This window comes from Streptomyces parvus, assembly GCF_014648875.1.
Taxonomy (GTDB): domain Bacteria; phylum Actinomycetota; class Actinomycetes; order Streptomycetales; family Streptomycetaceae; genus Streptomyces; species Streptomyces parvus.
Genome location: NZ_BMRY01000013.1, coordinates 171,222 through 194,711 on the forward strand (window position 1 = coordinate 171,222; position 23,490 = coordinate 194,711).

Below are 23,490 nucleotides of genomic sequence, written 5' to 3' on the forward strand. Positions count from 1 at the left end.
AGCCCCGGATTGGTCTGGACCGCAGCGGCCTGCCTGCTACCGTCACCCGTGAAGATCGCGGCGATGGTGAAGAGGGGTAGCGCGATGAGCGGCAACAGCGCCGGGCGGGCATTCTTGGGGTCGTTCACCTCGGCGGGCGGGCTCGGCGTCACCGCCGCGTCCGTGGACCGGGAGACCGGAGCCCTGACCGTCCTCGGGTCCACGGACGCCGTGCCCGACCCCTCCTTCCTCGCGGTCGGCCCCCGTGAGAGCGGCACGGTCCTGTACGCCGCCGGGGAGAGCGCCCCGGGCGTCGCCGCCGCCTTCACCGTCGACGAGGACGTACCGACGCTCCTGGCCCCGGCGCAGGCTGTCGACGGGGACGCGCCCACCCACCTCGCGCTCGTCGCGAACCACCTGGTCACCGCCAACTACACCTCCGGCAGCGTCACCGCCCTGCCGGTCCTCGCCGACGGGTCGCTCGGGGCGGCGGCCTCGGTGCTCCGGCACGAGGGCAGCGGCCCCGACGCCGGCCGCCAGGAGGCCCCGCACGCCCACCAGGTCCTCGCCGACCCCTCCGGGAACTGGCTGGTCAGCGTGGACCTCGGCACCGACTCCGTACGCGTCTGCGCCCTGGACCCCGCCACCGGCGCCCTGCGGCTGCACGGCGAGACGGCGCTGCGCCCGGGCACCGGCCCGCGCCACTTGGCCTTCCACCCCTCGGGCGCTCTCGCCTACGTCCTGGGCGAGCTGGAGCCGGTCCTCACCGTGTGCCGCTGGGACGCGGCGACGGGCCGCCTCGACGTGCTCGGGGAGACCCCGGTGCTGCCCGAGCACGAGACGGCCGACGAGGCGGTGCGCACCTACCCGTCCGAGGTGGTCGTCGCCCGCGACGGGCGCTTCCTGTGGACCGCCAACCGCGGGCACGACAGCATCTCCGTGCTCACCCTCGACGAGAGCGGCGAGAAGGCGGCCCTGGTGGCCACCGTCGGCTGCGGTGGCCGCTGGCCGCGCGACCTCACCCTCGGCCCGAGCGGGCAGTGGCTGTACGCGGCCAATGAGCACTCGGGGAACGTCAGCTGGTTCGCCGTGGACGCCGAGACGGGCATCCCCCGGCACGCGGGCTCGGTCGAGGCTCCCGCGGTCTCCTGCGTCGTCTTCGTCTGACCCCGGCGCTTCCCTCGCCCGGCCACGGCGGCCCGGGAACAGCGCGGCGGGCCCGGACCGGGGATTTCTCCTCCGGTTCGGGCCCGCCGCGCTGTCCGGCTTCCCGAGCCGCCGCCCGACGGCGACGGCGTCCGGTCAGTGCGCCTGAGCTCCCTGGGTTCCCTGCGGCGTCGCCGGCGTGATGCCCAGCGTCGTGGCGTACAGGGACAGCACGAGCTTGCCGATCGCCGGGTAGGCGCCCAGCGGCTCGGCCGTCGCGCAGCCCGCCTCCTTCGCGGCGGCGTCCAGCAGGCCGGGGTCGATCTCCGGGCCCACCAGGTACGGCGCCAGCGCCAGCTGTGCGGAGCCGGAGCCCTGCAGCTGCTCCGCGATCGAGGCGACCGAGCCCTCCACGTCCAGCGCGGCGGCCATCACCGGCACGGCGAGCCGGGCGGCCAGCAGCATGCCGGTGATCCCCGCGGCCTGGACGGCCTCCTCGCCGCCCACGGTGGCCAGCACGATGCCGTCGGCGGCCGTGGCGACGGTGAACAGCCTGGCGCGGTCGGCGCGCGCGAGACCGGCCTCCGACAGCCGTACGTGCAGGGCCTCGGCGAGCAGCGGGTGCGGGCCGAGCACATCGGTCAGCTCGGCCTGCGTACCGCTGTCCAGCACGGCCTGCCGTATCCGCCGGATCAGCGCGCTGTCCGGACCCGCGAGCAGCGGGACCACGACGGCGGACGGGCCGGTGGGCTCGGCGACCTCACGGCCCGCCGCGACAGCCTGCTCGAAGCGCGCGACGCGCTCGGCGGCGTTGTGGGCGAGAACGGTGGCAAGGGTCGGGTACTCGGCATCGTCGCCGTCGAGATAACCGATCCGGGCGTTGAGGCCGGGCAACTCGGAACGGGCGATGCTGATCACTTCCTCGGCCAGGCTGCGCGTGGCCGGGGAAGGGGTACCGGGAACGGCGAGAACGAGCGCGGCAGCGCCCTCGGGTGCGACCACGGGCTCCGGGCGGCGGTGCCGTCCGGACTGGCGAGGTCGCGGCATTCGTACAGGCAGGCCGGAAGCGGGCCCAGTGGGGGTGCTCATGGCGCCGCATGCTACTGGTTTTACCTGCCCCTCTGTTCGGGGAGGGGCAGGTCGAGCGTTAACTATCCGCTTATGTCCGATGAGTGATGTACCACCGGAGTGTCCCTGTCTGTCGGCTCGCTGTTCACCCGGTTCCGCCCGTCCGCCCTTCTCCCGTCACTCCGACCGGGGCTCGTCGCGCACCACCGAATCCGCGCGCTGTCCGGTCTCCTGCTCCAGGGGGACGAACAGCATGGTCGGGTGACGCGGCAGGCGCAGATCCCCGGCCGCCAGAGCGTGCGCGATCCGGAGTGCGCCCGTCAGTGGATCGCCCGACGCGACGGTCACCCGGGCCCCCGGCAGCAGCCGCGCCAGCTCCTCGCGCAGAGGTGCGAGCAGCGGCTCGCCCATCCGGAACAGGCCGCCGGTCAGGGCCACTTCGCCGACCCCGTCGCCCTCGTCCGGATCACCGTCCGGTCCGGCGGGCGCCGGGCACACGGCCGCCGCCGCCTCGGCGACATGGCCCGCGGCCTGTCGCATAATGCCGGCGGCGACGGGATCCGCTCCGGCGCACGCCGCCACCTCCGGGGCGAACGAGGCCAGCACGGCGGGCCGGTCGGAGCGCGGATAGAGCAGCCCCGGCAGCTCCTCCGCCGGCCCGAACACGGCCCGCAGCCGGTCCAGCAGCGCGGCGGAACCGCCACGCCGCCCGTCATGGGCCCGCATCGCCGCGTCCAGCCCGGCCCGGCCGATCCACGCGCCGCCGCCACTGTCACCCAGAAGATGACCCCACCCGTCGGCCCTGTGCCACTCCTTCAGGTCCGTGCCCAGGGCGATCATGCCCGTGCCGCCCGCGACGACCGCGCCGGGGCGCTGTCCCACCGCGCCCGCGTAGGCCGTCACCGCGTCGGCGGCCAGTGCCACCCGACGTACCCCGAGGGCGTCCGCGAGCGCGCCGGGAAGCTCCGCCCGCAACCGGTCGCCCAGCGTGGCCATCCCGGCGGCCCCGATCGCCACCGCCGCGACCGCACCCGCCGAAGCGCCGCCGGCCGGAGTACCGAGCGCCCGGGCGGCGTCGCGCCCGGGGCCGGTCGGCGTGGCAGCCGACGCCCGGTCCAGCAACTCCCGGGCGGCGGGCAGCAGCTGATCCAGCAGATGCCCGGCGTCGATGCCACCCGGACCCGTCCGCACCGGCTCGGCACAGACCGTCGTCGCGAGAGGCCCCGGCTCCTCCACCCGGCCGAGCGCCACCCGCAGCCCGGAGCCCCCGGAGTCGACCCCGAGGACATAGGCACCGGGACCCGCCGGGTCGCCGGCCGGCCCGGCGTGCGTCGCGGCCGGCCCGGCGTACGTCACGGAAGCCGCCAGTCCACCGGCCGCGCTCCCTGGCGCTCCAGCAGTTCGTTGACCCGGCTGAACGGCCGCGAACCGAAGAAGCCCCGGTCCGCGGACATGGGGGAGGGGTGCGAGGACTCGATCGCCGGGTACTCGCCCAGCAGCGGGCGCAGATTACGGGCGTCACGCCCCCACAGGACCGACACCAGCGGGGTGCCCCGGGCCACCAGCGCCTTGATGGCCTGCTCGGTCACTTCTTCCCAGCCCTTGCCCCGGTGGGCGGCGGGCCGCCGCGGCGCGGTGGTCAGTGCCCTGTTGAGCAGCAGCACCCCCTGCCTGGTCCACGGAGTGAGATCACCGTTGGACGGCCGGGGCAGCCCGAGGTCCCCGTGCAGCTCCCGGAAGATGTTCTCCAGGCTGCCCGGCAGCGGCCGGACGTCGGGGGCCACCGCGAAGCTCAGCCCGATCGCGTGTCCCGGGGTGGGATACGGATCCTGGCCGACGACCAGCACTCTCACCTCCTCGAACGGCTGCTGGAACGCCCGCAGTACATGAGCCCCTGAGGGCAGATACGTGCGTCCCGCCGCGATCTCCGCGCGGAGGAAGTCGCCCATAGCGGCGATGCGTTCGGCGACGGGTTCGAGGGCGTCGGCCCACCCCGGCTCGATGATCTCTTTCAACGGTCGTGCTGCCACGGCCCGCACTCTACTGCTGATACGACCACTCCGATCAACTGCCGTCGGTGCTCCGGCCGGCCACCCGTCAGCCGAGCGCCACCGCCCGTACGCACAGGACGTCCGGCAGATGGGAGGCGAGCTGCTGCCAGCTGTCCCCGTCGTCCGCGCTGGCGTACAACTCGCCGTTGCGGTTGCCGAAGTAGACCCCGGCGGGATCCGCGTCGTCGGTGCACAGCGCGTCCCGCAGCACCGTCCCGTAGTGCGCCCCGTCCGGCAGGCCCTCGGAGAGCGGCTCCCAGGTGCGTCCCGCGTCGGTCGTACGGAACACCCGGCAGCGGTGCTCCGCCGGGACCCGGTCGGCGTCGGCGTTGATCGGGAAGACGTATGCCGTGTCGCCGCGGTGCGGGTGCGCGGCGGCGGCGAACCCGAAGTCGGAGGGCAGCCCCGCGCCGATGTCGCTCCAGTGGTCACCGGCGTCGTCGCTGCGGAACACGCCCCAGTGGTTCTGCAGATAGAGCCGGTCCGGGTCGACCGCGTCCCGGGTGACCTTGTGGACGCACTGCCCGAACTCCGGGTCCGGGTCCGGGAGGAAGACCGCGGAGACGCCCTTGTTCGACGGCTCCCAGCTCGCCCCGCCGTCCTTCGTCCGGAACACGCCCGCGGTCGACACGGCGACCGTCACGGCCTTGGCGTCCCGGGAATCGGTCAGGACGGTGTGGAGCCCCTCACCGCCGCCGCCCGGCTCCCACCGCGAGCGGGTCGGGTGCTCCCAGAGGGGACGGACCAGCTCGAACGACTCGCCCCGGTCCTCGGAACGGAACAGCGCGGCCGGTTCCGTGCCCGCGTAGACCACGTCCGGCGCCTCGGGGCCCGCCGGGTGCAACTGCCAGACGCGCTCCAGCGAAGCCCCGGTGGACTTGGGGAACTTCACCGCGGGCTGCCGTGGCTCGACCCAGGTCTCGCCCAGATCGTCCGAGTGGAAGACGGACGGTCCCCAGTGCGCGCTGTCCCCGCCGACGAGGATTCTCGGGGTGTCCCCCCTGGTGTCCACGGCCACCGAGTAGATCGCCTGCGCGTTGAAGTGCGGGCCCGTGATCTCCCAGGTCCCACCACGTCTGCGGCCGATGAAGAGACCCTTGCGGGTGCCTGCGGTGAGCAATACATCGGTCATGGTTCTGGACCTCCCGATACGCCGTTGTGCCGGAACAGTGCCAGTCTGCACCCGGCCACTGACAGTGGCTCGCGCACACGCCCGCCGCCCCCGCCGCAGCCCGCGCCGCCGCCCCAGGGGCGCGGCCCGCGTGCGCGGTTCCCTTGACCGGTGTCCGGCGGCGGCCCTAGCGTCCGAGGATCGTAGAAAGCGCTTGCGGTGCGGTCGGGGACCGTGCCTCCGAGACCCAGGAGCTCCCGTGGTGACCTTCGAAGGACTGCCCGGCGCCGTCGCCGTCTCGCATCTGACCGTCTACGACTGGCCCGCCGCCGACGGGCTGCGCGGGGGCACCCCGCATCTCCACCTGACCTGCTCGGAGGGGTACGTCGTGGTCGGCGGCAGCGGCTCCGTGCAGACCCTCACGGCCACCGGATACCGGGAGAGCCCGCTGACGCCCGGGGCGCTGGTCTGGTTCACCCCGGGCACCATCCACCGCCTGGTCAACGAGGACGGGCTGCGTCTCATCGTGCTGATGCAGAACAGCGGGCTGCCCGAGGCGGGCGACGCCGTGCTCACGCTGCCGCCCGGCAGGCTGACGGATCCGGACGACTACCGCACGGCGGTGGCGCTCCCGGCGGACGCGGGGGAGGCCGTGCAGGAGAAGGCGGCGCGGGCCCGGCGCGACCTCGCGGTGGAGGGGTTCCTCGCCCTGCGCGAGGCCGTGGAGGACGGCGATCCGGAGCCGCTGGCCGCGTTCCACCGGGCCGCCGCCGCGCTCGTCCGTCCCCGTACGGGGGAGTGGCGCACCCGCTGGGAGAACGGGGCCGCCACGGCCGCCGCCGCGACCGCCCACCAGCTCGACACCCTGGACCGGGGCGAGGCCGGCCACCTCGCCGACGCCCGGGTCCACGCCGAACGTCCCTCGGCGTACGGCAGGTTCGGCATGTGCGGCCGCCTGGACGTCTACCGCACCTGAGCCCACCGCGCCGAGCTGCCCCGCCGACCGCCGACCGCCGACAGCCGACCGCTGACCGCCGACCGCTGACCGCCGGGCCCGCCCGTACGGCCGGCCGCCGGGTGCTGACATCCTGGTGGCGGCCGGACAGGAACCGGGGACGGCCGGCGCCGGGGACACCGAGGAGACGACGATGAGCAGCGGGACCGGGATCACGGACGCCGACGGCCACCCGGTGGCGGTCACGGTCACCGCGGGCGGCCCCACCCCGCCCGACCCTGCCGGTCCCGCCCCGGCCGCCGCGGAAGGAGGCTCTGTCCCCCCTTCCCGTATCGGCATCCGCCTCGCACCCCCGACGGGTGAGCTCCTCTGGTCCTGCACCCCCGAGGCGGCCCGCGAACTGGCCGCCGAACTCCTCCGGGCGGCCGAGGAGACCGAGAACGCGCCGGCGGGGCACCCCGTCACGGTCGAGGCGGGCCGGCTGCGCCGCGGTGACGTGCGCGACGGCGACCGGGCCATGACCGTGGAGAGCGCCCGGACCGACGGCTCCACGGTCCACGTCACCTGGAAGTCCGGGGTCGGCCGCACCTGGACCCAGGCCTACGCCGCCGATGCCGCCATCGCCCTCAAGCGGCGACTTCCCGAAGGCCGTTGAGGCCGGTCGTCCGCCCGCTCCGGGCGGTACGGCAGCGCGTGGCCGCGGAGGGCCTGCCGCGTCGGTAGGGTGGCCCGTGATGTTTACCGAACAGGGCCCCACCGTGCGCGAACTGGCTGTCCAGGCGCTCTCCTCGATCGAGCACGGCTACGACCTGCTCGCCCCGAAGTTCGACCACACGCCCTACCGCACCCCGGACCGCGTGCTCGACGCCGTCACCGACGAGGTGCGCCGGCTCGGCCCCTTCGGCACCGGGCTCGACGTCTGCTGCGGCACCGGCGCGGGGGTCGGCGTACTCCGGCAGCTGTGCCGTGAGCGGGTGGTCGGGGTCGACTTCAGCGCGGGCATGCTCGCCGAGGCCCGGGCCGCCTTCCCGCCCGAGGGCGAGCGACCGGCAGTAGAGGGACCGGCGGCAGAGGGACCGGCAGGCGAGGCACCGGTGGCAGAGGGGCCGGCAGTGGACTGGGTGCGGGCCGACGCCCGCTCCCTGCCCTTCGCGCCCGCCTTCGATCTCGCCCTGAGCTTCGGCGCGTTCGGCCATTTCCTGCCCGCCGAACGCTTCGGCCTCTTCGCCGAGGTGTACGGATCGCTGCGGCCGGGCGGGCAGTTCGTCTTTCCGATCGGCGCACCGCCCCCGGTGGGATCGCGCGCCTACTGGTCGCTGCTCGGCTTCGACGCGGCGATGCGGGTGCGCAACGCCCTGTGGCGCCCGCGGTTCGTCATGTACTACCGCACGTTCCGGCTCGGCGATGTGCTGGAGGACCTGACGCGGGCCGGATTCGTCGTGCGGCTGATGCCGCTGACCGAGCTGGGCCGCCGCCCCGACGGCAGCCCCCGCGCCCGCCTGGTGGTGGCGACCCGGGAGTGACGGCGCGGGGCCGTTCAGCGGTTCTCGTCCCAGGCCGCCGCCAGCAGCCCCGCCCAGTCCGGGATTTTCACCGGGCCGCGCCCCAGCGAACGGCCCAGCTCCGCCTCCGCGCGCTCGATCGACAGCCAGCCGGTCCACTCGACCGGCCGCAGCCCCCACTCCCGCAGTACGGCCAGCGGGTCGCCCGCCGCCGTACGCCGCGTCAGCGCGGCCGCGTCCGCCAGGAGCGAGGCCACCGTCTCCTTGGCGCAGGAGCGGTTCGAGCCGATCACCCCGGTCGGCCCCCGCTTGATCCACCCCGCCACGTACTCGCCCGGCGACGGCACCCCGCCCCGCAGCACCCGGCCTGCCGCGTGCGGCACAGTCCCGTTCACCGGGTCGAACGGCAGCCCCGGCAGCTCCACCCCGCGATAGCCGACCGCCCGCAGGACGAGCTGTGCCGCGACGTCCTCGTAACGACCGGTGTCCCGCACGCCGCCCGCCCCGTCCGGTGCCGTCCGGGCGAACCGCACCCCGGCCACCCGCCCGCCGCGCTCCAGCAGCTCCACCGGCCGCAGGAAGAACCGGATCCGGATCCGGCGTCCGGCATCAGCGGCCGGGCCCGGCGCCCCGCCGGCCCCACCCGGCACGGCCCCGGCGGCACCCGCTCCGCTCCCCGCCGACCAGCCGCGCAGCACCTCCAGGTTCCGCCGCACCACGGCGGGCAGCGGCAGGGCTCCGGGAAGGTCGTCCGGGGCGGCGTACGCCGGGTCGAGCGCCAGCTCCACCGGGTCGACGACGACCCGTGCCCCGGGCAGCGCCCCCAGCTCCCGCAGCTCCTTGGTGGTGAACCGGGCCTGGGAAGGGCCCCGGCGGCCGACGATGTGCACCTCGCGCACCCGGCTCTCCTCCAGCGCGCGCAGTGCTCCCCTGGGCACGTCGGTGCGGCGCAGTTCGCCGGCGCCGCGCGCCAGGATCCGGGCCACGTCGACCGCCACGTTGCCCACGCCGATCACAACGGCCGAACGGGCCCCCAGGGCGTCCCGGGCGAACGGGTCGGCGCCGATGTCCGGGTGGGCGCTGTACCAGGAGACGAAGCGGGTGGCCGAATAGCTGCCCGGCAGGTTCTCGCCCGGCACCGCCAGCGCCCGGTCCGCCGACGCCCCGACGCAGTAGACGACCGCGTGGTACAGCTCCGCGAGCCGGGCGGGGGAGACCCCGTCGGCCCCGCCGACGCCGACGTTGCCCACGAAGGTGACCCGCTCGTCCTCCAGCACCGCCCGCAGACTGTTCTGCAGCGACTTGATCTTCTCGTGGTCGGGGGCCACCCCGTACCGCACGAGTCCGTACGGGGTGGGCAGCCGGTCCAGGACATGGACGCGCACATCGGGCACCAGCGACTGCTGGAGGAGGGCCTGGGCGGTGTAGACCCCGCTGGGACCGGAACCGACGACGGCGACGGAGAGCACGGCGTACCTCTTTTCCCGAGGTTCCCTCCAGTTTCCCGAGGTTCCTCCAGGATGGCACCGTCGGGCGACCGGAGCAGCGCAGCCGAGTGGTTCAGTCCAGCATCCCGCGCATCCGGTTGATCTCCACGGTCTGCTGGGCGACCACGTCGCTCGCCATCTCCTCGACGAAGATGTCGTTCCCCTCGGTGAGCGCCTCCGTGGCCATGGTGATCGCCCCCTGGTGGTGGGTGATCATCAACTTCAGGAAGAGTTCGTCGAACGCCTTGTCCTCGGCGCCGCGCAACGACTCCAACTGTTCCTCGGTCGCCATACCGGGCATCCCGGAGTGGTCGTGGTGCTGCTTGCGCTTGTCCCCGCCGTTCTTCTTGAGCCACCCCTCCATCGCACCGATCTCCGGCTTCTGGCCCGCTGCTATCCGTTCCGCGAGCCGCTTGACGGTGCTCCGGGAGGCCCTTTTCGGGGCGAGTTCCGTCATCACGAGCGCTTGCGCGTGGTGTTCGATCATCATCTGCGCATAGCGGAAGTCCGCGGAGTTGGCGGTGTCCCGGCCGGTCTCCTCGGCGGCCTCCTCGGCGGAGAGCGTCCGGGCGGGCTCGCCCGGTCTGCCGGGCGCGACCACACCAGGACCCGCGTCCGTGGCCTTCTCCGACGTTCCGTCACCACTGTCCGCGTCACAGGCTCCCAGGGCGAGCACGGCGGCAACCGCCGCCGCCGCGAGAGCGGTTGAGCGCAGAGCTGCGGTCCGGCGATGGATCAACACGGTGACCTCCTGTGTCGCGGGGCTTGTTGCAGACCGTCCTAACACGCTCGCACGGACCGAAGATCAAAAACTCTCATTACGTCTGTGTTGCCATCTGTTGATGTGTACATGCGAGGGACGATACTGCCGGAGGTTCCACAACCGTTCGACCCCGAACGGATACAAGGGAGGACGCAGTGACCTCGTTGCACACCACCCGCGTGCGGCGCAGACGTCTGGGCGCGGTGGCAGCCGCGGCCGGACTCCTCGCTACGCTGCTGACGGCCACCACAGCGGCCGCGACCCCCGACCCGGGCGACGCCCCGGCCGAGCGCGGCTCCGTCTCCAAGAGCGACCAGGCCGATGCCAGGGCCGCGATAGCCGGGGGTGACATACCCGGTGTGGACGAGATCGTCCACAGCCCCAACATCAAGCACCTGACGAACGTGCCGAAGGGCGCTCTTCAGGGCCTCAACACGGACCTCGCGTTCCAGGGGAAGTACGCGTTCGTCGGCAACTACGACGGCTTCGTCATCTACGACATCAGCAAGCCGAAGAAGCCCAGGACGGTCTCGCAGGTCCTCTGCCCGGGCTCGCAGAACGACATCTCGGTCTCCGGGAACCTGCTCTTCCTGTCGACGGACTCCTCGCGCAGCGACGACTCCTGCTCCAGCACCTCCCAGCCCGCAACGGAGAAGTCCTCCTGGGAGGGCATGAAGATCTTCGACATCAGCAACAAGCGGCATCCCAGGTACATCGCCGCCGTGGAGACCGCCTGCGGTTCCCACACGCACACGCTGGTGCCGGACGGCAAGAACGTGTACATCTACGTCTCCTCGTACGCGCCCAACGAGGCGTTCCCGGACTGCCGGCCGCCGCACGACGGGATCTCCATCATCAAGGTGCCGCTCAAGGCCCCCCAGAGGGCCCGGGTCATCGACTTCCCGGTGCTCTTCCCGGACGGCGGAAACCCGGGAGCGCCCGAGAACCCCGGCGTCTCCAGGACGACCGGCTGCCACGACATCACGGTGCTGCCGTCGAAGGACCTGGCCGCCGGCGCCTGCTTGGGTGACGGTCTGCTGTTCTCCATCAAGGACCCGGAGCGCCCGAAGATCATCGACCGGGTGCAGGACAACGTGAACTTCGCGTTCTGGCACTCGGCGACCTTCAACCAGGAGGTGAACAAGGTCGTTTTCACCGACGAGCTCGGCGGCGGCGGCGCGGCCACCTGCAACGAGCAGATCGGTCCCAAGCGCGGCGCCAACGGCATCTACGACATCGTCGGCAAGGGCGACCAGCGCAAGCTGGTCTTCCGCAGCTACTTCAAGATCGACCGCCACCAGGCCGACGCCGAGGTCTGCGTCGCCCACAACGGCTCGATCATCCCGGTGAAGGGCCGCGACCTGATGGTCCAGGCCTGGTACCAGGGCGGCATCTCCGTCTGGGACTTCACCGACTCGGCGAAGCCCGAGGAGATCGCCTTCTTCGAGCGCGGCCCGGTCACCCTCGACCAGGTCACCACGGCCGGCCCCTGGTCGGCGTACTACTACAACGGTCACATCTACTCCAGCGACATCGCCAAGGGCTTCGACGTGCTGAAGCTGGACGACCGGCGTACCGACCCGGCGGAGCGGGTCAAGCTGGACGAGCTCAACGCGCAGACGCAGCCGGACTACTTCGCCCGCTGATCCGTCAGCGCGTCGCACAGCAGGTTCGTCGGGCATTCCGGGGCCGGTGTCTCCCGGGCGGTCTTCCGCCCGGGAGACACCGGCCCCCTGCGCGTGTGCGCCCAGGAAATTCATTGACCGATGAGCCGGGTCGGGACATGCTGGATCCCTGCGACGGCGGGCCCCGCAACTCCGGTCCACGGCGCGGTCCACGGTGTGTCCCACGGGACACGGCCGGAGGGGTGCCCGGATCCGGCGACGCGGGGGATCGCCGGATCGGGCACGATCTCCCACGGGCTTCCGGTCACGGCCGACGGCGGGCGCGGCGGTCAGACGGCGGTGCGGACGCTCCCGCCGGCAGCGGCGGCCCACTCCACCAGCAGCCGCTGGTATTCCACCTCGTCCTGCGGCGTCAGGGACCCGCCCGAACGCTGCCACAGGTCGCGGATCTCCGCGTTGACCTCGGCTGCGGAACGAGCGGACACGGACGACGACATCGGGGACATGCCCACCAGGCTACGACCAAGGGCGGCTCCCTCTACCCCTTCTGCGGCGGGATATGCCTCACACCCCGGTCCGGTCCCCCTCGACCCGCCCTCGGGCCTCGGCCCGCTCGTCGCGGGCCTCAGCCCGGGACCAGCCCCAGGGAACGCAGCCCGTCGGGCCGCTCCGGCACGGGCAGATGGTCCACGAACCGGACCTCGCAGCCCAGGGCCGCCGCACCCCCGTCCGCGACCCGGTCGTCACCGACCATGACCACGTCCTCCGGATCCCGGCCGATCATCGTGCAGGCGATGCGGAACAGCTCGGCGGCGGGCTTCTGGAGCCCGTGCTCGAAGGACAGGGCGTAGGCGTCGACGAGGGCGTCGAGCCCGTGCGCGCGGAAGACCGGGCGCAGGTCCCAGCCGATGTTGCTGACCACGCCGACCGCGATCCCCGCCTCCCGCAGCCCCTCCAGGACCTCCACCGCGTCCGGATAGGCCTGCCAGGCCTCCGGCCGCAGCTGGCGGTCGTACAGCGCGTCGTACAGCCGCGGATCGGGCAGGGCGACGGTCCGGGCCAGACCGGTGTACGCCTCGCGGTGCAGCGCGGGGGTGAGATCCCGGCGTGCCATGGCGTCGGCCAGCCGGTCCGGGACCCGGATCGGCGGCGGACCGCCCGGGAGGGCACCGGCCTCCGTGAGCCCGGTCACGTACCGCTCGAAATCCTCCGCCGGCACGTCGAAGCCCTCCTTGCGCAGCACGGCGGCGAGCCAGTCCCGGACCGGCTCGATCCGGAACAGGGTTCCTGAGAAGTCGAACAGCACGCCCTTGATCACCATCGGTGCGATCCCTCCCGCGGCGCCGCGTACCGGGCGTACCCGGCGGCGCTCAACGCCACCACGGCCGCACCCAGCAGAGCACCGCCCACGACATCGGTCAGCCAGTGCACCCCCAGGTATACCCGGGTCACCGCGACGCCGACCGCCGAGACCACCGCCACGGCCAGTGCCGCGCCCCACAGCCCGGGGCCCGCGCCGTACAGCCTCAGCAGCCACAGGAGCAGCCCGCAGCTCACGACGGCCGTCATCGCGTGCCCGGAGGGAAAGGCCGCGAACTGGGCCGAGTCCACCGGATCGGGCCACTGCGGGCGCTCCCGGTCCACCGCGGCCTTCAGCCCCTGCTGCAGGCCGGAGGCGAGCAGGCTCGTCGCGGCCACCCACAGGGCGAGCCGGTGCGCCCCCCGCCACCACAGGGCGATCACGGCCACCGCGATCAGGGCGCGCATGGTCCAGGGATCCCACACCCAGTCCGTCAGCACCCGGTTCACCCGGACCAGGCCGGGGTCGGTCACGGCGTGCCGGTGCAGTGCGTCGGCGACCGACCGGTCCAGGGCCATCAGCGGAGACCAGCGCAGCGCCACCAGCACGAGCAGTACGAGAGATGCGGCCCACAGGGCGGGCGTGGCGCGGGGGGAACGGTCCGGTGAAGGGAAGCGGAGGCGGAGGGGGGAGGGCATGGGGTGATCCTCGCGGAGAGCACCGCCCGAAGGCCAACCCGGAAGCGGAATCCCGGTCATTCGGGAGGCGGCCCCCCACCTCGGGGCTACCCGAGGGCGCGGAGCCCCGGGACGAAGGCCACGACCACCGGGACGACCGGCACCAGCGCGGCGGCGGCCGTCAGCCGTAGCCGGCGGCCCGCCGTCAGCCGTTCGACCGGGGCCAGCAACCGGTTGACCCGGTGCGGCACTTCGGCCTGCGGGGTGGGGCAGGGGCCGAACACCCCGCGGTCCTCGTTGAGTCCGACCAGGGCGAGCGCGGTCGTCAGCCTGCCGAAGCGGCGCGACGCCACGTCGTCCGCGGCCAACTCGACCAGCCGGTGCATCTCGTCGCGGAACGCGGCGAACACCGGGATCTGCGGAAAGCCGATCGCCAGGGCGGACGAACAGTGCAGCAGCCAGTCGTGACGGGCCTGGGCGTGCCCCTGCTCATGGGCGAGCACCGCATCGAGCTGACGGCCCTTCAGGCGGCCGAGAGCGGCCGTGGTGATGACGAGTTGGGGTGCCGTGCCGGGCAGCCACCACGCGTCGGGGCGTTCGCCCTCCAGGACGACGAGGCGGTCGGCACCGGGCTCCTCGCCCGGCAGCAGCGGGGCGCGCACCAGCAGTTCCGCACGGCGCTGCTTGCGGCGACGCCGCGCCCGCCGGACCTCCCGCAGGAGCATCGCCCCGGTCCACACCCCGCCCAGCGCCAGCAGCACCGCGATGACCGCCGACCACGGCCCGTACGCCGCCAGGGCGTACGCCTCGACCACGGCGTGCGGGGCGGGGGCGAAGACATGGCCGCGCACCGCCTGCCAGGCGGCTGCCGCGCTCAGCGTCATGGACAGGGCGAACGACAGGAGGACCGCGGCCACCACGCACTGCCAGACCCACAGGGCCACGACCGGCTCGCGCTCCGGCCACCGGGCCCGCGCCATCACGCGCGGGGTCACCAGGGCGGTCAGTGCACCGAGCAGCAGCAGCGCGAGGGAGACCAGCATGGCTTCAGCTTATGAGCGGCGGGTCGGCCGGGGGTACGGCCCCGACCGGCAAGTGACGCAGGCCACTGTTTGACGGGGGTTCTGTCCCACTTCCCGTCTCACAGGGTGAGAAGCATGGCGAACATGCCGATGCCCATCGTCAGCCGGCAGGCCGTCGTGAGCTCGGGCCGCCGGTCCGTCCCGCCCCCGAAACCGCCCGGACCCCGCCCGACGGCACCGGCGCCGCCGGCCGGTGTCGCGCCGGCTCCGGGGAGCAGCCGGCCTGCCGAGCCCAGCACGTAGAACGCGTAGTAGACGAGCAGAACCCCGGTCAGGACGGGTATGCCACCGGCTCCCGCCGCCCCGTGTCCGGCATGGCCGCCCCCGCCGCTCCCCGTCACCGCAGGGGCCATCGCCACGGCCATGTAGACCATGGCCAGCGAGCCGACGAGATGGTGCAGATGGTGGCCGCCGCGCAGGGCGGGGCGCAGGGCCCGCAGCGCGGCGGCGCCGAACAGCACCGCGTACACCGCCCAGGCCCAGCCCGGGGGCGACAGCACCGCCGCCGGGACGGCCATCGCCGCCATTCCGAAACCCATGAGCGCCTCCGAGCGCGCCGTGCGGCGCTCCTGAGGCGCCCCGGTGCGGGTGCGCAGAAGGCAGTAGGCGCCGCTCACCGCGCACAACACCATCAGCAGCCAGCCGGTCGCAGCCCCTCCGTGCACGGCGCGCCTCCCCCCGGTCGGACGTACGGCACTGTTGCGGGTCGCCCCATCGCTGCCCACGCCGACGCCGCCGAACCCGGCGCACAGGGGAGTGAAGGGAGCACGCCGGGGGCGCCCCGGGTCGCGTTACTCTCGACCGGACGCGCGACAGCGACCGTACGCACGGCAGCACGCAGACGCGTGACGCACGGCAGCACGCAGACGCGTACGGCAGCAGAGGAACGGAGAGCCCCACCATGGACACCGCCACGCCCGACTCGTCCCGGCTGACCTTCCGTGACGCGGCCGAGGCCGACGTCCCGGCGCTGGTGGTCCTGATCGAGTCCGCCTACCGCGGTGACTCCAGCCGCGCCGGCTGGACCACGGAGGCCGACATCCTCCAGGGGCAGCGGACCGACGAGCAGGGTGTGCGCGACGTCATCGACGCCCCGGCGAGCAGGCTCCTCACGGTCGAGCGCGGCGGCGAGATCGTCGCCTGCTGCCAGCTCGAACACCGGGGCGAAGCGGCCTACTTCGGCATGTTCGCGGTACGGCCCGGTCTCCAGGGCGGCGGACTCGGCAAGCTGATCATCGCCGAGGCGGAGCGCACGGCCAAGGAGAGCTGGGGCGTCGGCGAGATGCACATGACGGTCATCTCGGTGCGCGACGACCTGATCGCCTGGTACGAGCGCCGCGGCTACCGCCGTACGGGATCGCTCACCCCGTTCCCGTACGGCGACGAGCGCTTCGGCATTCCGCAGCGCGACGATCTGGCCTTCGAACTGCTCGTCAAGAACATCTGACGGTCCGGCCCGCCGCACCGGGTCCGCCGCGCTCCTACGCGGTGAAGCGGCCGGTGCGGCGGATCTCGGGGAAGTCGGTCGTCGCGCCGTCCAGGTTCAGGGCCCGGGCGAGGCGCAGGTGGTCCTGGGTGTTCACCACCCAGCCGATCACCTTCAGGCTCTCGGCGTGCGCCCGCTCCACCACCTCCAGGGTGAGGCGGCGGATGTTCAGCGCGAGCGTCGCCGCACCCGCCGCCTTCGCCCGGTCCACCACGTCCCCGCCCCAGCGGCTGGCGATGAGGACCGTCCGGGCGCCGGGCACCAGCCGGGCGATCTCGGTGACGGCCTCGTCGTGGAACGAGGACACCTCCACCCGGCCGACGAGATCGCGCTCCAGCATCACGTCCGCCAGCGCGCGGGCCGCCGCCACATCCTTGATCTCCGCCTGGAGCGGGGAGGAGACGGCTTCCAGCACCTCTTCGAAGACGGGGATCCGCTCGCCCCGCCCGGCGTCGAGCTCACGCAGCTCCGCCAGGGTCTTGGCCGCGATCGGCCCGGTGCCGTCCGTCGTGCGGTCCACGTCCGCGTCGTGCATCACGGCGAGCGCGCCGTCCTTGCTGAGATGGAGATCCAGCTCGATGGCGTCCATGCCGGACGCCTCGGCGCGGACGAAGGAGCGCAGCGTGTTCTCGGGCTCGACGCCCATCACTCCGCGATGACCCAGGGTGAGAAATGACAAGGCGACCTCGTTTCCGTCGGCGGCTTCCCGCCGACTGCTCCTGCCCGCGCTGAGGTACGGCAATACGGCACTGGGGAGGGTAACGGCCCGGGCGCGGGATGTCCCACGCCGTGCGGGCCCGGTCGCCCGGATCCGAGCAACGCTGCGGGAACTGCCTCTTCCCCGGTATTTCACAGGAAAAACAGCGGTGACCACGGGGGGTACGCAGGATAATTTTCGGGGCTCCCCTTGTCGGAATGATCCCTGCCCGGCTACGGTGATGTCACGCGAGGTTCTCCCGTGGAGGAAGTGTTATGACGGAAATTCTTGTGCACGACGCCACCGACGGCGCGATAGCTACGGCCCCGCGGGTCGTCGAGCACCCGGCCTGGCCCGTGCTCAGGGATGCCGTGGAGGAGATCCGCCCCTGGCAGTCCAAGGACGGATCCATCGACTTCGAGGCCGACGGCGCCCCGTCCCCGGCCGACGTCGAGCGCGTCCTCGACCGGGTCATCGGTGCGGTCGAGGAGCTGTCCCCGCTGCTCCCGCACGACGCCGCCTACCACCGGGCGCTCGTCACCGACCTGCGCCGCTGGGCCGCCGACGGCTTCCGCGTCCCCGACTTCCTCGACTCGCTGCTCGCCTTCCAGCCCGCGAAGATGCGGGCCGACGGCCTCCAGCACCTCGTCGTCTTCGCGATGTACACGCAGAACGGCAACCCCGACCGCAACCTCGAAGCGGTCGTCCTCAAGATGGTCTGGCCCGAGTGGCTCGCCGACCTGGAGGCGAACCGCTACGACAACCCGCTCTTCTGCGGCATCACCTTCGAGGACTTCACCTCCGGCTACGACACCAACTCCGCGGTGCTCTTCCCGGAGACCATCGCCGTGCGCGAGGCCCCCGAGCGGTTCAGCTGGGGCGGCATCTTCTGCGACCGCGAGGCCGCCCGTTTCCGCCGCGTCACCGAGGCCTCCGTCGAGCTGCTCGGCCTGGAGCTGCCCGAGGACATCCGCGAGATGATCGGCGACCAGCAGCGCTGCGAGCAGGCGTTCGTCCTGTGGGACATGGTCCACGACCGCACCCACAGCCACGGCGACCTGCCGTTCGACCCGTTCATGATCAAGCAGCGCCAGCCGTTCTGGATGTACGGCCTGGAGGAGCTGCGCTGCGACCTCACCGCCTTCAAGGAGGCCGTGAAGCTGGAGTCCGAGGGCAACGCCCACGGCCGTGACGTGCAGTACGCGGTGCTTTTCGACCGGATGTTCCGCTTCCCCGTCTCCGGTGAGCGCGTCCGCAACTACGACGGCCTCGGCGGCCAGCTGCTCTTCGCCTACCTCCACAAGCACGACGTCGTCCGCTGGACCGACAACACCCTGAAGATCGACTGGGACCGTGCCCCGCAGGTCACCAACCAGCTCTGCGGCGAGATCGAGGAGCTCTACCGCGACGGCATCGACCGCCCCAAGCTGGTCCACTGGTTCGCCGCGTACGACCTCGTCTCCACCTACCTCGCCCCGCACCCGGGATCGCGCTGGGCCAAGGGCCCCGACGCCCTCGACCTCACACTTCCTCCTCGCAAGCTCGTCGACGACGTGCTTCCGGACGAGTTTCCCCTGAGCATGTTCTATGAGGCGCTCGCCAAGAAGCTGAAGCACGTGATTGCCTCCACCAAGGGAATCACCGCGGCGAACGACGAGCGGGCAGCCGCGTGAACCATTCTCCCGAGGAGGCGGTGGCCATGAACGGAAACGGCACGGGCGAGGGGACAGGTGCGCTCGAAGGAGCCGTGGTCGCGGTCGCCGGAGCGGCGGGACCCGCGGGCCGCGCGACGCTGCTGCGACTCGCCGAGGCGGGCGCCACGGTGGTCGGCTGCGATGCCAACCCCGAACGGCTCGCCGAGGCGGTGGACGCCGCGCGGTACGCCCACGGGGGCGCGACCGTCACCGGTGAGACCGTCGACCTGCTCGACCTCGACGCCACCCGCGACTGGGCCAAGCGCACCGAGGCGGAGTTCGGCCGCATCGACGGCCTGGTCCACCTCGTCGGCGGCTGGCGCGGCAGCAAGTCGTTCCAGGAGACCGTCCTGTCCGACTGGGACGCCCTGGAGAAGCTGCTCATCCGCACCGTCCAGTCGACCACGCTGGCCTTCCAGGAGGCCCTGGAGCGCAGCGACAAGGGCCGCTACCTCCTGATCAGCGCCGCCGGAGCCAGCAAGCCCACCGCGGGCAACGCCGCCTACTCCGCCGCCAAGGCCGCGGCCGAGGCGTGGACCCTCGCGCTCGGCGACGCCTTCCGCAAGGCGGGGGGCGAGGACGGACCGCGTACCGCTGCTGCGATCCTGGTGGTCAAGGCACTGGTGAACGACGCCATGCGCGCCGAGCGCCCGAATGCGAAGTTCGCGGGCTTCACCGACGTCACGGAGCTGGCCGAGGCCATCGCCGGCGTCTGGGACGAGCCCGCCCCCGAAGTGAACGGAAAGCGCCTGTGGCTGACCCCGCAACCGTGAGGACCGACGCACGGCGTCACCACGATCCGCAGGTACGCGGCTTCGCCAGTGACAACTACGCCGGAGCGCACCCGGCGGTCCTCGCGGCCATCGCGCTGGCCAACGGCGGCCACCAGGTCGCCTACGGCGAGGACGACTACACCGGCCACCTCCAGCGCGTCATGCACAGCCACTTCGGCCCCACCGCCGAGGCCTTCCCGGTCTTCAACGGCACCGGAGCCAACGTGGTCGCCCTCCAGGCGCTCACCGACCGCTGGGGAGCGGTCATCTGCGCCGAGTCCGCGCACATCAACGTGGACGAGGGCGGCGCGCCCGAGCGGATGGGCGGGCTGAAGCTCCTCACCGTGCCCACCCCGGACGGCAAGCTCACCCCCGAGCTCATCGACCGGCAGGCGTACGGCTGGGACGACGAGCACCGGGCCATGCCGCAGGTCGTCTCGATCACCCAGAACACCGAGCTGGGCACCGTCTACACCCCCGACGAGATCCGCGCCATCTGCGACCACGCCCATGAGCGCGGCATGAAGGTGCACCTCGACGGGGCCCGGATAGCCAACGCCGCCGCCTCCCTGGACGTGCCGATGCGGACGTTCACCAACACGGTCGGCGTCGATGTGCTGTCCTTCGGCGGCACGAAGAACGGCGCGCTGTTCGGCGAGGCCGTCGTCGTGCTGAACCCGGACGCGGTCCGGGCGATGAAGCACCTGCGCAAGCTCTCCATGCAGCTCGCCTCCAAGATGCGCTTCGTCTCCGTCCAGCTGGAGGCGCTGCTCGCCAAGGACCTGTGGCTGCGCAACGCCCGGCACGCCAACGCCATGGCCCAGCGACTCGCCGAGGGCGTCCGGGCGATCGACGGGGTGGAGATCCTCTACCCGGTCCAGGCCAACGCCGTGTTCGCCCGGCTGCCGCACGCGGTCACCGAGCGGCTCCAGGAGCGCTTCCGCTTCTACTTCTGGGACGAGGCGGCCGGCGACGTCCGCTGGATGTGCGCGTTCGACACCCGCGAGGACGACGTCGACGCCTTCCTCCAGGCGATCAAGGAAGAGATGGCGCGGTAGGGGCGCCTCACACAGCGCATGACTATGCGGTCGACCGGAAATCGATTGATATCCGGTCGGCCGCTTCGTACGCTCCGGGACCATGCAGCTGATCCAGCAATCCCCGGACATCGCCGCCTATCTGGCCGCCGACGAAGCCATCGACCATGAACACCCCCGGGTGCGGGAGGTGGCGGCCGACCTGGCCCGCGATACCGGCGACGCATATACATACGCCCGTACCGCCTTCACGTACGTACGCGACACCGTCCCGCACTCTGCGGACTCCGGCGATCCACGCGTCACCTGGCGCGCCTCCGACGTCCTCGCCACCCGCAACGGCATCTGCTATGCCAAGTCCATCGCGCTGACCGCGCTCCTTCGGGCCCACGGCATCCCGGCCGGCCTCTGCTACCAGCGCCTCGCCGACGACGACGGCGCGAACCCCGTGGTCCACGGCCTGGTCGCGCTCCGGCTGCCCGGACACGACCGGTGGGCACGGGTGGACCCCCGGGGCAACAAACCGGGCATCGACGCGCGGTTCTCGCTGGAGGAGGAGCGGCTGGCGTGGACGGTGCGCGAGCACCTCGGGGAAGCGGACTACCCGACCGTGTACGCCGCACCGCCCCCGGAAGTCCTCAGCGCACTGAGGAACGCCCGGGACCGCACGGAACTGTGGCCGACCCTCCCCACGCACCTCTGAGCCCCCGGCGTACGTGCTCACCGGGGGCTCAGGAGGGGCAGGGTCGGGGAGGGCCGGTCAGCCGAGCTCGCGCACCTCGGCGGGGGTCGGAGCCGTACCGCCCAGATGGGCCGGCACCCACCACGTGTCGCTCGCGTCCTTCGGGCGCACCGGATAGGCCCGCTGCGCCGCCTCCAGCAGCTCCTGGACCCGCTCCCGCAGCCGCCGGGTGATGGCGCCCGCGTACTGGTCGGCGGGCGCCTCCACGGGCTCGCCGACCCGGATCGTGACCGGGATGTGGCTGCGGGAGAAGTTGCGGGGACGGCCCTTCGTCCAGAGCCGCTGCGTGCCCCAGAGTGCCATCGGGATCAGCGGAACCCCGGCCTCCTGGGCCAGGCGCGCGGCGCCCGACTTGAAGCTCTTCAGCGTGAAGGACTGCGAGATGGTGGCCTCGGGGAACACGCCGACGATCTCACCGGAACGCAACGACCGCAGCGCGTGCGCGTAGGCGTCCTCGCCCTGGTTGCGGTCGACCGGGATGTGCTTCATTCCCCGCATCAGCGGACCGGAGATCTTGTGCCGGAAGACCGATTCCTTCGCCATGAACCGGACGAGCCGCTTCTGCGGAAGAGCCCCGAGACCGGTGAAGATGAAGTCGAGATAGCTGATGTGGTTGCTGACCAGCACCGCACCACCGGTCTTCGGGATGTGCTCCGAACCCTGAGTGTCGATCTTCAGGTCGAGCGCCTTGAACATGGTGCGAGCGGCGCCGATGACCGGTCGATAGACGAGTTCTGCCATCTGGGGAAGACCCTTCTTCAGTGCCTGGGGAGGGTTCTCCCGGCGGAAGTTACGCAGCCGTAGGTTTTCGGCATTGTGGCGATGGTGCCCCATGCGCGGGCCCCTGGCCAGTCCCGGCGGACGTGGAGCGCGAGATTCTCGTCACGTGCGCGTGACCCGCACGCTGCGGGAATGCCGGGACGGCAGCCGGTGCTGACCCCTTACGAAGAGCTCTGATCAGGAGGCACCAGGTGGACCGCCGGAACCGCGGACAGCGACTCGACGCCGGCCAACTCGGCGCGGAACTGGGGGAACGGGCGACGCTCGTCCAGTTCTCCAGCGCCTTCTGCCAGCCGTGCCGGGCCACGCGCCGCACGCTCATCGAGGTGGCCGGAATGGTCGACGGGGTCACCCACATCGAGATCGACGCCGAGGACCGTCTCGCGCTGGTGCGGGAGCTGGACATCACGAAGACGCCGACCGTCCTGGTGCTCGACGCCGAGGGCGAGGTGGTCCGCAGGGCGTCCGGACAGCCCCGCACGGTCGACGTCGTCGCGGCGCTGGGGCACGCCATATGACGGACCGTGATGCATCTCGCACCTTCCGGAACCCTCTTGACTGCACGCACCACGCATCGTCAGTCTGACGTTATGCCGCCAGAACTCCTTCTTCACGGCCGGGTCCACGTGGACCTCGCACGCTACGCGAGTGCTCGCTGTCCGGGTGTCTGAGCACCCACGGACCCGTATGCCACTCCCGCAGAAGGACACGTCCATGACGGCAACGCCCGATCTCGCCCCCGCCCAGACGGTCGCCACGCCCGAACTCTTCCGCTCCGTCTTCCGCCGCCACGCCGCGGGCGTCGCCGTGATCACCGCCGCCGGGGAGCGCCCGGTCGGCTTCACCGCCACCTCGCTGACCTCCGTCGCCGCCGAACCCCCGCTGATCTCCTTCGGTATCGGTACGTCGTCCTCCAGCTGGCCCGTGGTGTCCGGGGCCGCGTACGTCGGCGTCCATGTACTCGGCGAGCACCAGCAGGAACTGGCCGCGACCTTCGCCCGCAGCGGGGCCGACCGCTTCGGCCCGTCGACCGACTGGAGCAGCGGCCCCGAAGGCGTTCCACTGCTGGCGGACGTCTCCGCCTGGCTGGTCTGCCGGGTCGTGTCCCGCGTCCCGGCCGGGGACCACCGCATCGTCATCGCCGAAGCCGTGGCAGGCTCGCCCTCCGGGGCCGGTCGCCCGCTGGTCTATCACCAGGGACGCTTCACGGCTCTGCGAGACTGAGGTCACGCACGCACGTGTCCGCCGCGTTGGCAAGGTCACAGTGCAGTGCGCTTGCTCAGGGGTAACAGTCTGGGTGTACTGGCGAGTAATATCGGCCTCGGAGCCTCGGTCGTCCCGACCGGATCCGGCCCGACAAGGCGCCTATGCTGCGTGCAACAAGGCAGCCCGGAAATGACGATGCAGTAGGAGAGCCGGCGTGAGCTTGAGGATCGTTGTCTGTGTGAAGTACGTGCCCGACGCGACCGGTGACCGGCGTTTCGCCGATGACCTGACGCTGGACCGTGAGGATGTCGACGGTCTGCTGTCGGAGC

General features: G+C 72.3%; 26 protein-coding genes and 1 pseudogene. 14 read left to right on the forward strand and 13 right to left on the reverse strand.

Annotation, left to right across the window (positions count from 1 at the left end; genetic code table 11):
* The first annotated feature begins 84 nt into the window (after positions 1-84).
* Positions 85-1,146: a lactonase family protein gene (locus tag IE140_RS31270; protein ID WP_150195383.1), complete on the forward strand. Its 1,062-nt coding sequence runs from the start codon at positions 85-87 to the stop codon at positions 1,144-1,146.
* Between the two features lie 135 nt (positions 1,147-1,281).
* On the opposite strand, the gene IE140_RS31275 is transcribed toward IE140_RS31270, so the two are convergent.
* From IE140_RS31275 to IE140_RS31290, 4 genes are all read right to left on the reverse strand, one after another.
* Positions 1,282-2,214 (reverse strand): sirohydrochlorin chelatase, encoded by a 933-nt coding sequence (locus tag IE140_RS31275; RefSeq protein ID WP_093437788.1) that lies wholly within the window; start codon positions 2,212-2,214, stop codon positions 1,282-1,284.
* A gap of 156 nt (positions 2,215-2,370) precedes the next feature.
* Complete coding sequence (locus IE140_RS31280) at positions 2,371-3,549, reverse strand: N-acetylglucosamine kinase (RefSeq protein ID WP_150195385.1); 1,179 nt, start codon at positions 3,547-3,549, stop codon at positions 2,371-2,373.
* Positions 3,546-4,223: a uracil-DNA glycosylase gene (locus IE140_RS31285; protein WP_150195387.1), complete on the reverse strand. Its 678-nt coding sequence runs from the start codon at positions 4,221-4,223 to the stop codon at positions 3,546-3,548. The genes IE140_RS31280 and IE140_RS31285 overlap by 4 nt, the downstream gene beginning before the upstream one ends.
* Positions 4,224-4,290: 67 nt before the next feature.
* Positions 4,291-5,376: a WD40/YVTN/BNR-like repeat-containing protein gene (locus tag IE140_RS31290; RefSeq protein ID WP_032769361.1), complete on the reverse strand. Its 1,086-nt coding sequence runs from the start codon at positions 5,374-5,376 to the stop codon at positions 4,291-4,293.
* A gap of 238 nt (positions 5,377-5,614) precedes the next feature.
* On the opposite strand from IE140_RS31290, the gene IE140_RS31295 reads away from it, so the two are divergent.
* The 3 genes from IE140_RS31295 to IE140_RS31305 all read left to right on the forward strand — a co-directional run bounded on the left by IE140_RS31295 (position 5,615) and on the right by IE140_RS31305 (position 7,833).
* Complete coding sequence (locus tag IE140_RS31295; protein WP_150195389.1) at positions 5,615-6,331, forward strand: cupin domain-containing protein; 717 nt, start codon at positions 5,615-5,617, stop codon at positions 6,329-6,331.
* 172 nt (positions 6,332-6,503) lie between these two features.
* The gene (locus IE140_RS31300; protein ID WP_189460900.1) at positions 6,504-6,965 is read left to right on the forward strand and encodes a hypothetical protein; all 462 of its coding nucleotides are present in this window, start codon (positions 6,504-6,506) and stop codon (positions 6,963-6,965) included.
* Between the two features lie 79 nt (positions 6,966-7,044).
* A complete protein-coding gene (locus IE140_RS31305) occupies positions 7,045-7,833 on the forward strand; it encodes a class I SAM-dependent methyltransferase (protein ID WP_093437781.1) in 789 nt (262 codons plus the stop codon).
* 14 nt (positions 7,834-7,847) lie between these two features.
* Here IE140_RS31305 and IE140_RS31310 read toward each other — a convergent pair whose 3' ends face one another.
* Both IE140_RS31310 and IE140_RS31315 read right to left on the reverse strand, forming a co-directional pair.
* Entirely contained in the window at positions 7,848-9,281 is a 1,434-nt protein-coding gene (locus IE140_RS31310; RefSeq protein WP_150197658.1) for an FAD-dependent oxidoreductase, read from the reverse strand.
* 91 nt (positions 9,282-9,372) lie between these two features.
* Positions 9,373-10,041 carry a DUF305 domain-containing protein gene (locus tag IE140_RS31315; protein ID WP_373296205.1) on the reverse strand — a complete coding sequence of 223 codons (669 nt, stop codon included), beginning with the start codon at positions 10,039-10,041 and terminating at the stop codon, positions 9,373-9,375.
* A 176-nt stretch (positions 10,042-10,217) separates the two neighbouring features.
* On the opposite strand from IE140_RS31315, the gene IE140_RS31320 reads away from it, so the two are divergent.
* Positions 10,218-11,708: an LVIVD repeat-containing protein gene (locus IE140_RS31320; protein WP_150197657.1), complete on the forward strand. Its 1,491-nt coding sequence runs from the start codon at positions 10,218-10,220 to the stop codon at positions 11,706-11,708.
* 308 nt (positions 11,709-12,016) lie between these two features.
* Here IE140_RS31320 and IE140_RS31325 read toward each other — a convergent pair whose 3' ends face one another.
* The 5 genes from IE140_RS31325 to IE140_RS31345 form a co-directional block, all read right to left on the reverse strand.
* A complete protein-coding gene (locus IE140_RS31325; RefSeq protein ID WP_167533582.1) occupies positions 12,017-12,193 on the reverse strand; it encodes a hypothetical protein in 177 nt (58 codons plus the stop codon).
* Positions 12,194-12,312: 119 nt separating this feature from the next.
* Complete coding sequence (locus tag IE140_RS31330; RefSeq protein ID WP_150197656.1) at positions 12,313-13,008, reverse strand: HAD family hydrolase; 696 nt, start codon at positions 13,006-13,008, stop codon at positions 12,313-12,315.
* On the reverse strand, positions 13,002-13,685 hold the full coding sequence (locus IE140_RS31335) for a phosphatase PAP2 family protein (RefSeq protein ID WP_189460902.1): 684 nt from the start codon (positions 13,683-13,685) through the stop codon (positions 13,002-13,004). Before IE140_RS31335 ends, IE140_RS31330 begins: the two co-directional genes overlap by 7 nt.
* An 86-nt stretch (positions 13,686-13,771) precedes the next feature.
* Entirely contained in the window at positions 13,772-14,707 is a 936-nt protein-coding gene (locus IE140_RS31340; RefSeq protein WP_032780095.1) for a M56 family metallopeptidase, read from the reverse strand.
* 98 nt (positions 14,708-14,805) lie between these two features.
* The gene (locus IE140_RS31345; RefSeq protein WP_150197647.1) at positions 14,806-15,411 is read right to left on the reverse strand and encodes a DUF5134 domain-containing protein; all 606 of its coding nucleotides are present in this window, start codon (positions 15,409-15,411) and stop codon (positions 14,806-14,808) included.
* A gap of 236 nt (positions 15,412-15,647) precedes the next feature.
* Between IE140_RS31345 and IE140_RS31350 the strand changes: the two genes are divergently transcribed.
* Positions 15,648-16,193, forward strand: coding sequence for a GNAT family N-acetyltransferase (locus IE140_RS31350; RefSeq protein ID WP_150197648.1), 546 nt, complete (start codon positions 15,648-15,650; stop codon positions 16,191-16,193).
* Positions 16,194-16,227: 34 nt separating this feature from the next.
* On the opposite strand, the gene IE140_RS31355 is transcribed toward IE140_RS31350, so the two are convergent.
* On the reverse strand, positions 16,228-16,911 hold the full coding sequence (locus IE140_RS31355; RefSeq protein WP_150197649.1) for a glycerophosphodiester phosphodiesterase: 684 nt from the start codon (positions 16,909-16,911) through the stop codon (positions 16,228-16,230).
* 293 nt (positions 16,912-17,204) lie between these two features.
* Between IE140_RS31355 and IE140_RS31360 the strand changes: the two genes are divergently transcribed.
* The 4 genes from IE140_RS31360 (at position 17,205) to IE140_RS31375 (ending at position 21,136) form a co-directional block, all read left to right on the forward strand.
* On the forward strand, positions 17,205-18,602 hold the full coding sequence (locus IE140_RS31360; RefSeq protein ID WP_150197650.1) for a DUF6421 family protein: 1,398 nt from the start codon (positions 17,205-17,207) through the stop codon (positions 18,600-18,602).
* 26 nt (positions 18,603-18,628) lie between these two features.
* Positions 18,629-19,396, forward strand: coding sequence for an SDR family NAD(P)-dependent oxidoreductase (locus IE140_RS31365; RefSeq protein WP_010069887.1), 768 nt, complete (start codon positions 18,629-18,631; stop codon positions 19,394-19,396).
* Complete coding sequence (locus IE140_RS31370) at positions 19,393-20,454, forward strand: threonine aldolase family protein (RefSeq protein ID WP_189460904.1); 1,062 nt, start codon at positions 19,393-19,395, stop codon at positions 20,452-20,454. Before IE140_RS31365 ends, IE140_RS31370 begins: the two co-directional genes overlap by 4 nt.
* A gap of 82 nt (positions 20,455-20,536) precedes the next feature.
* Positions 20,537-21,136, forward strand: coding sequence for a transglutaminase-like domain-containing protein (locus tag IE140_RS31375; protein ID WP_109177533.1), 600 nt, complete (start codon positions 20,537-20,539; stop codon positions 21,134-21,136).
* A gap of 57 nt (positions 21,137-21,193) precedes the next feature.
* Here the strand turns inward: IE140_RS31375 and IE140_RS31380 are convergent, their stop codons facing one another.
* Entirely contained in the window at positions 21,194-21,916 is a 723-nt protein-coding gene (locus IE140_RS31380; RefSeq protein ID WP_032769329.1) for a lysophospholipid acyltransferase family protein, read from the reverse strand.
* A 230-nt stretch (positions 21,917-22,146) separates the two neighbouring features.
* On the opposite strand from IE140_RS31380, the gene IE140_RS31385 reads away from it, so the two are divergent.
* The 4 genes and pseudogenes from IE140_RS31385 to IE140_RS31395 all read left to right on the forward strand — a co-directional run.
* Positions 22,147-22,473 carry a TlpA family protein disulfide reductase gene (locus IE140_RS31385; RefSeq protein ID WP_032769328.1) on the forward strand — a complete coding sequence of 109 codons (327 nt, stop codon included), beginning with the start codon at positions 22,147-22,149 and terminating at the stop codon, positions 22,471-22,473.
* Between the two features lie 72 nt (positions 22,474-22,545).
* Positions 22,546-22,626: a putative leader peptide gene (locus tag IE140_RS36720; RefSeq protein ID WP_351449023.1), complete on the forward strand. Its 81-nt coding sequence runs from the start codon at positions 22,546-22,548 to the stop codon at positions 22,624-22,626.
* A gap of 43 nt (positions 22,627-22,669) precedes the next feature.
* Positions 22,670-23,179 (forward strand): flavin reductase family protein, encoded by a 510-nt coding sequence (locus IE140_RS31390; protein WP_032780111.1) that lies wholly within the window; start codon positions 22,670-22,672, stop codon positions 23,177-23,179.
* Between the two features lie 196 nt (positions 23,180-23,375).
* Positions 23,376-23,490: pseudogene (locus IE140_RS31395) on the forward strand (electron transfer flavoprotein subunit beta); the annotation flags it as partial.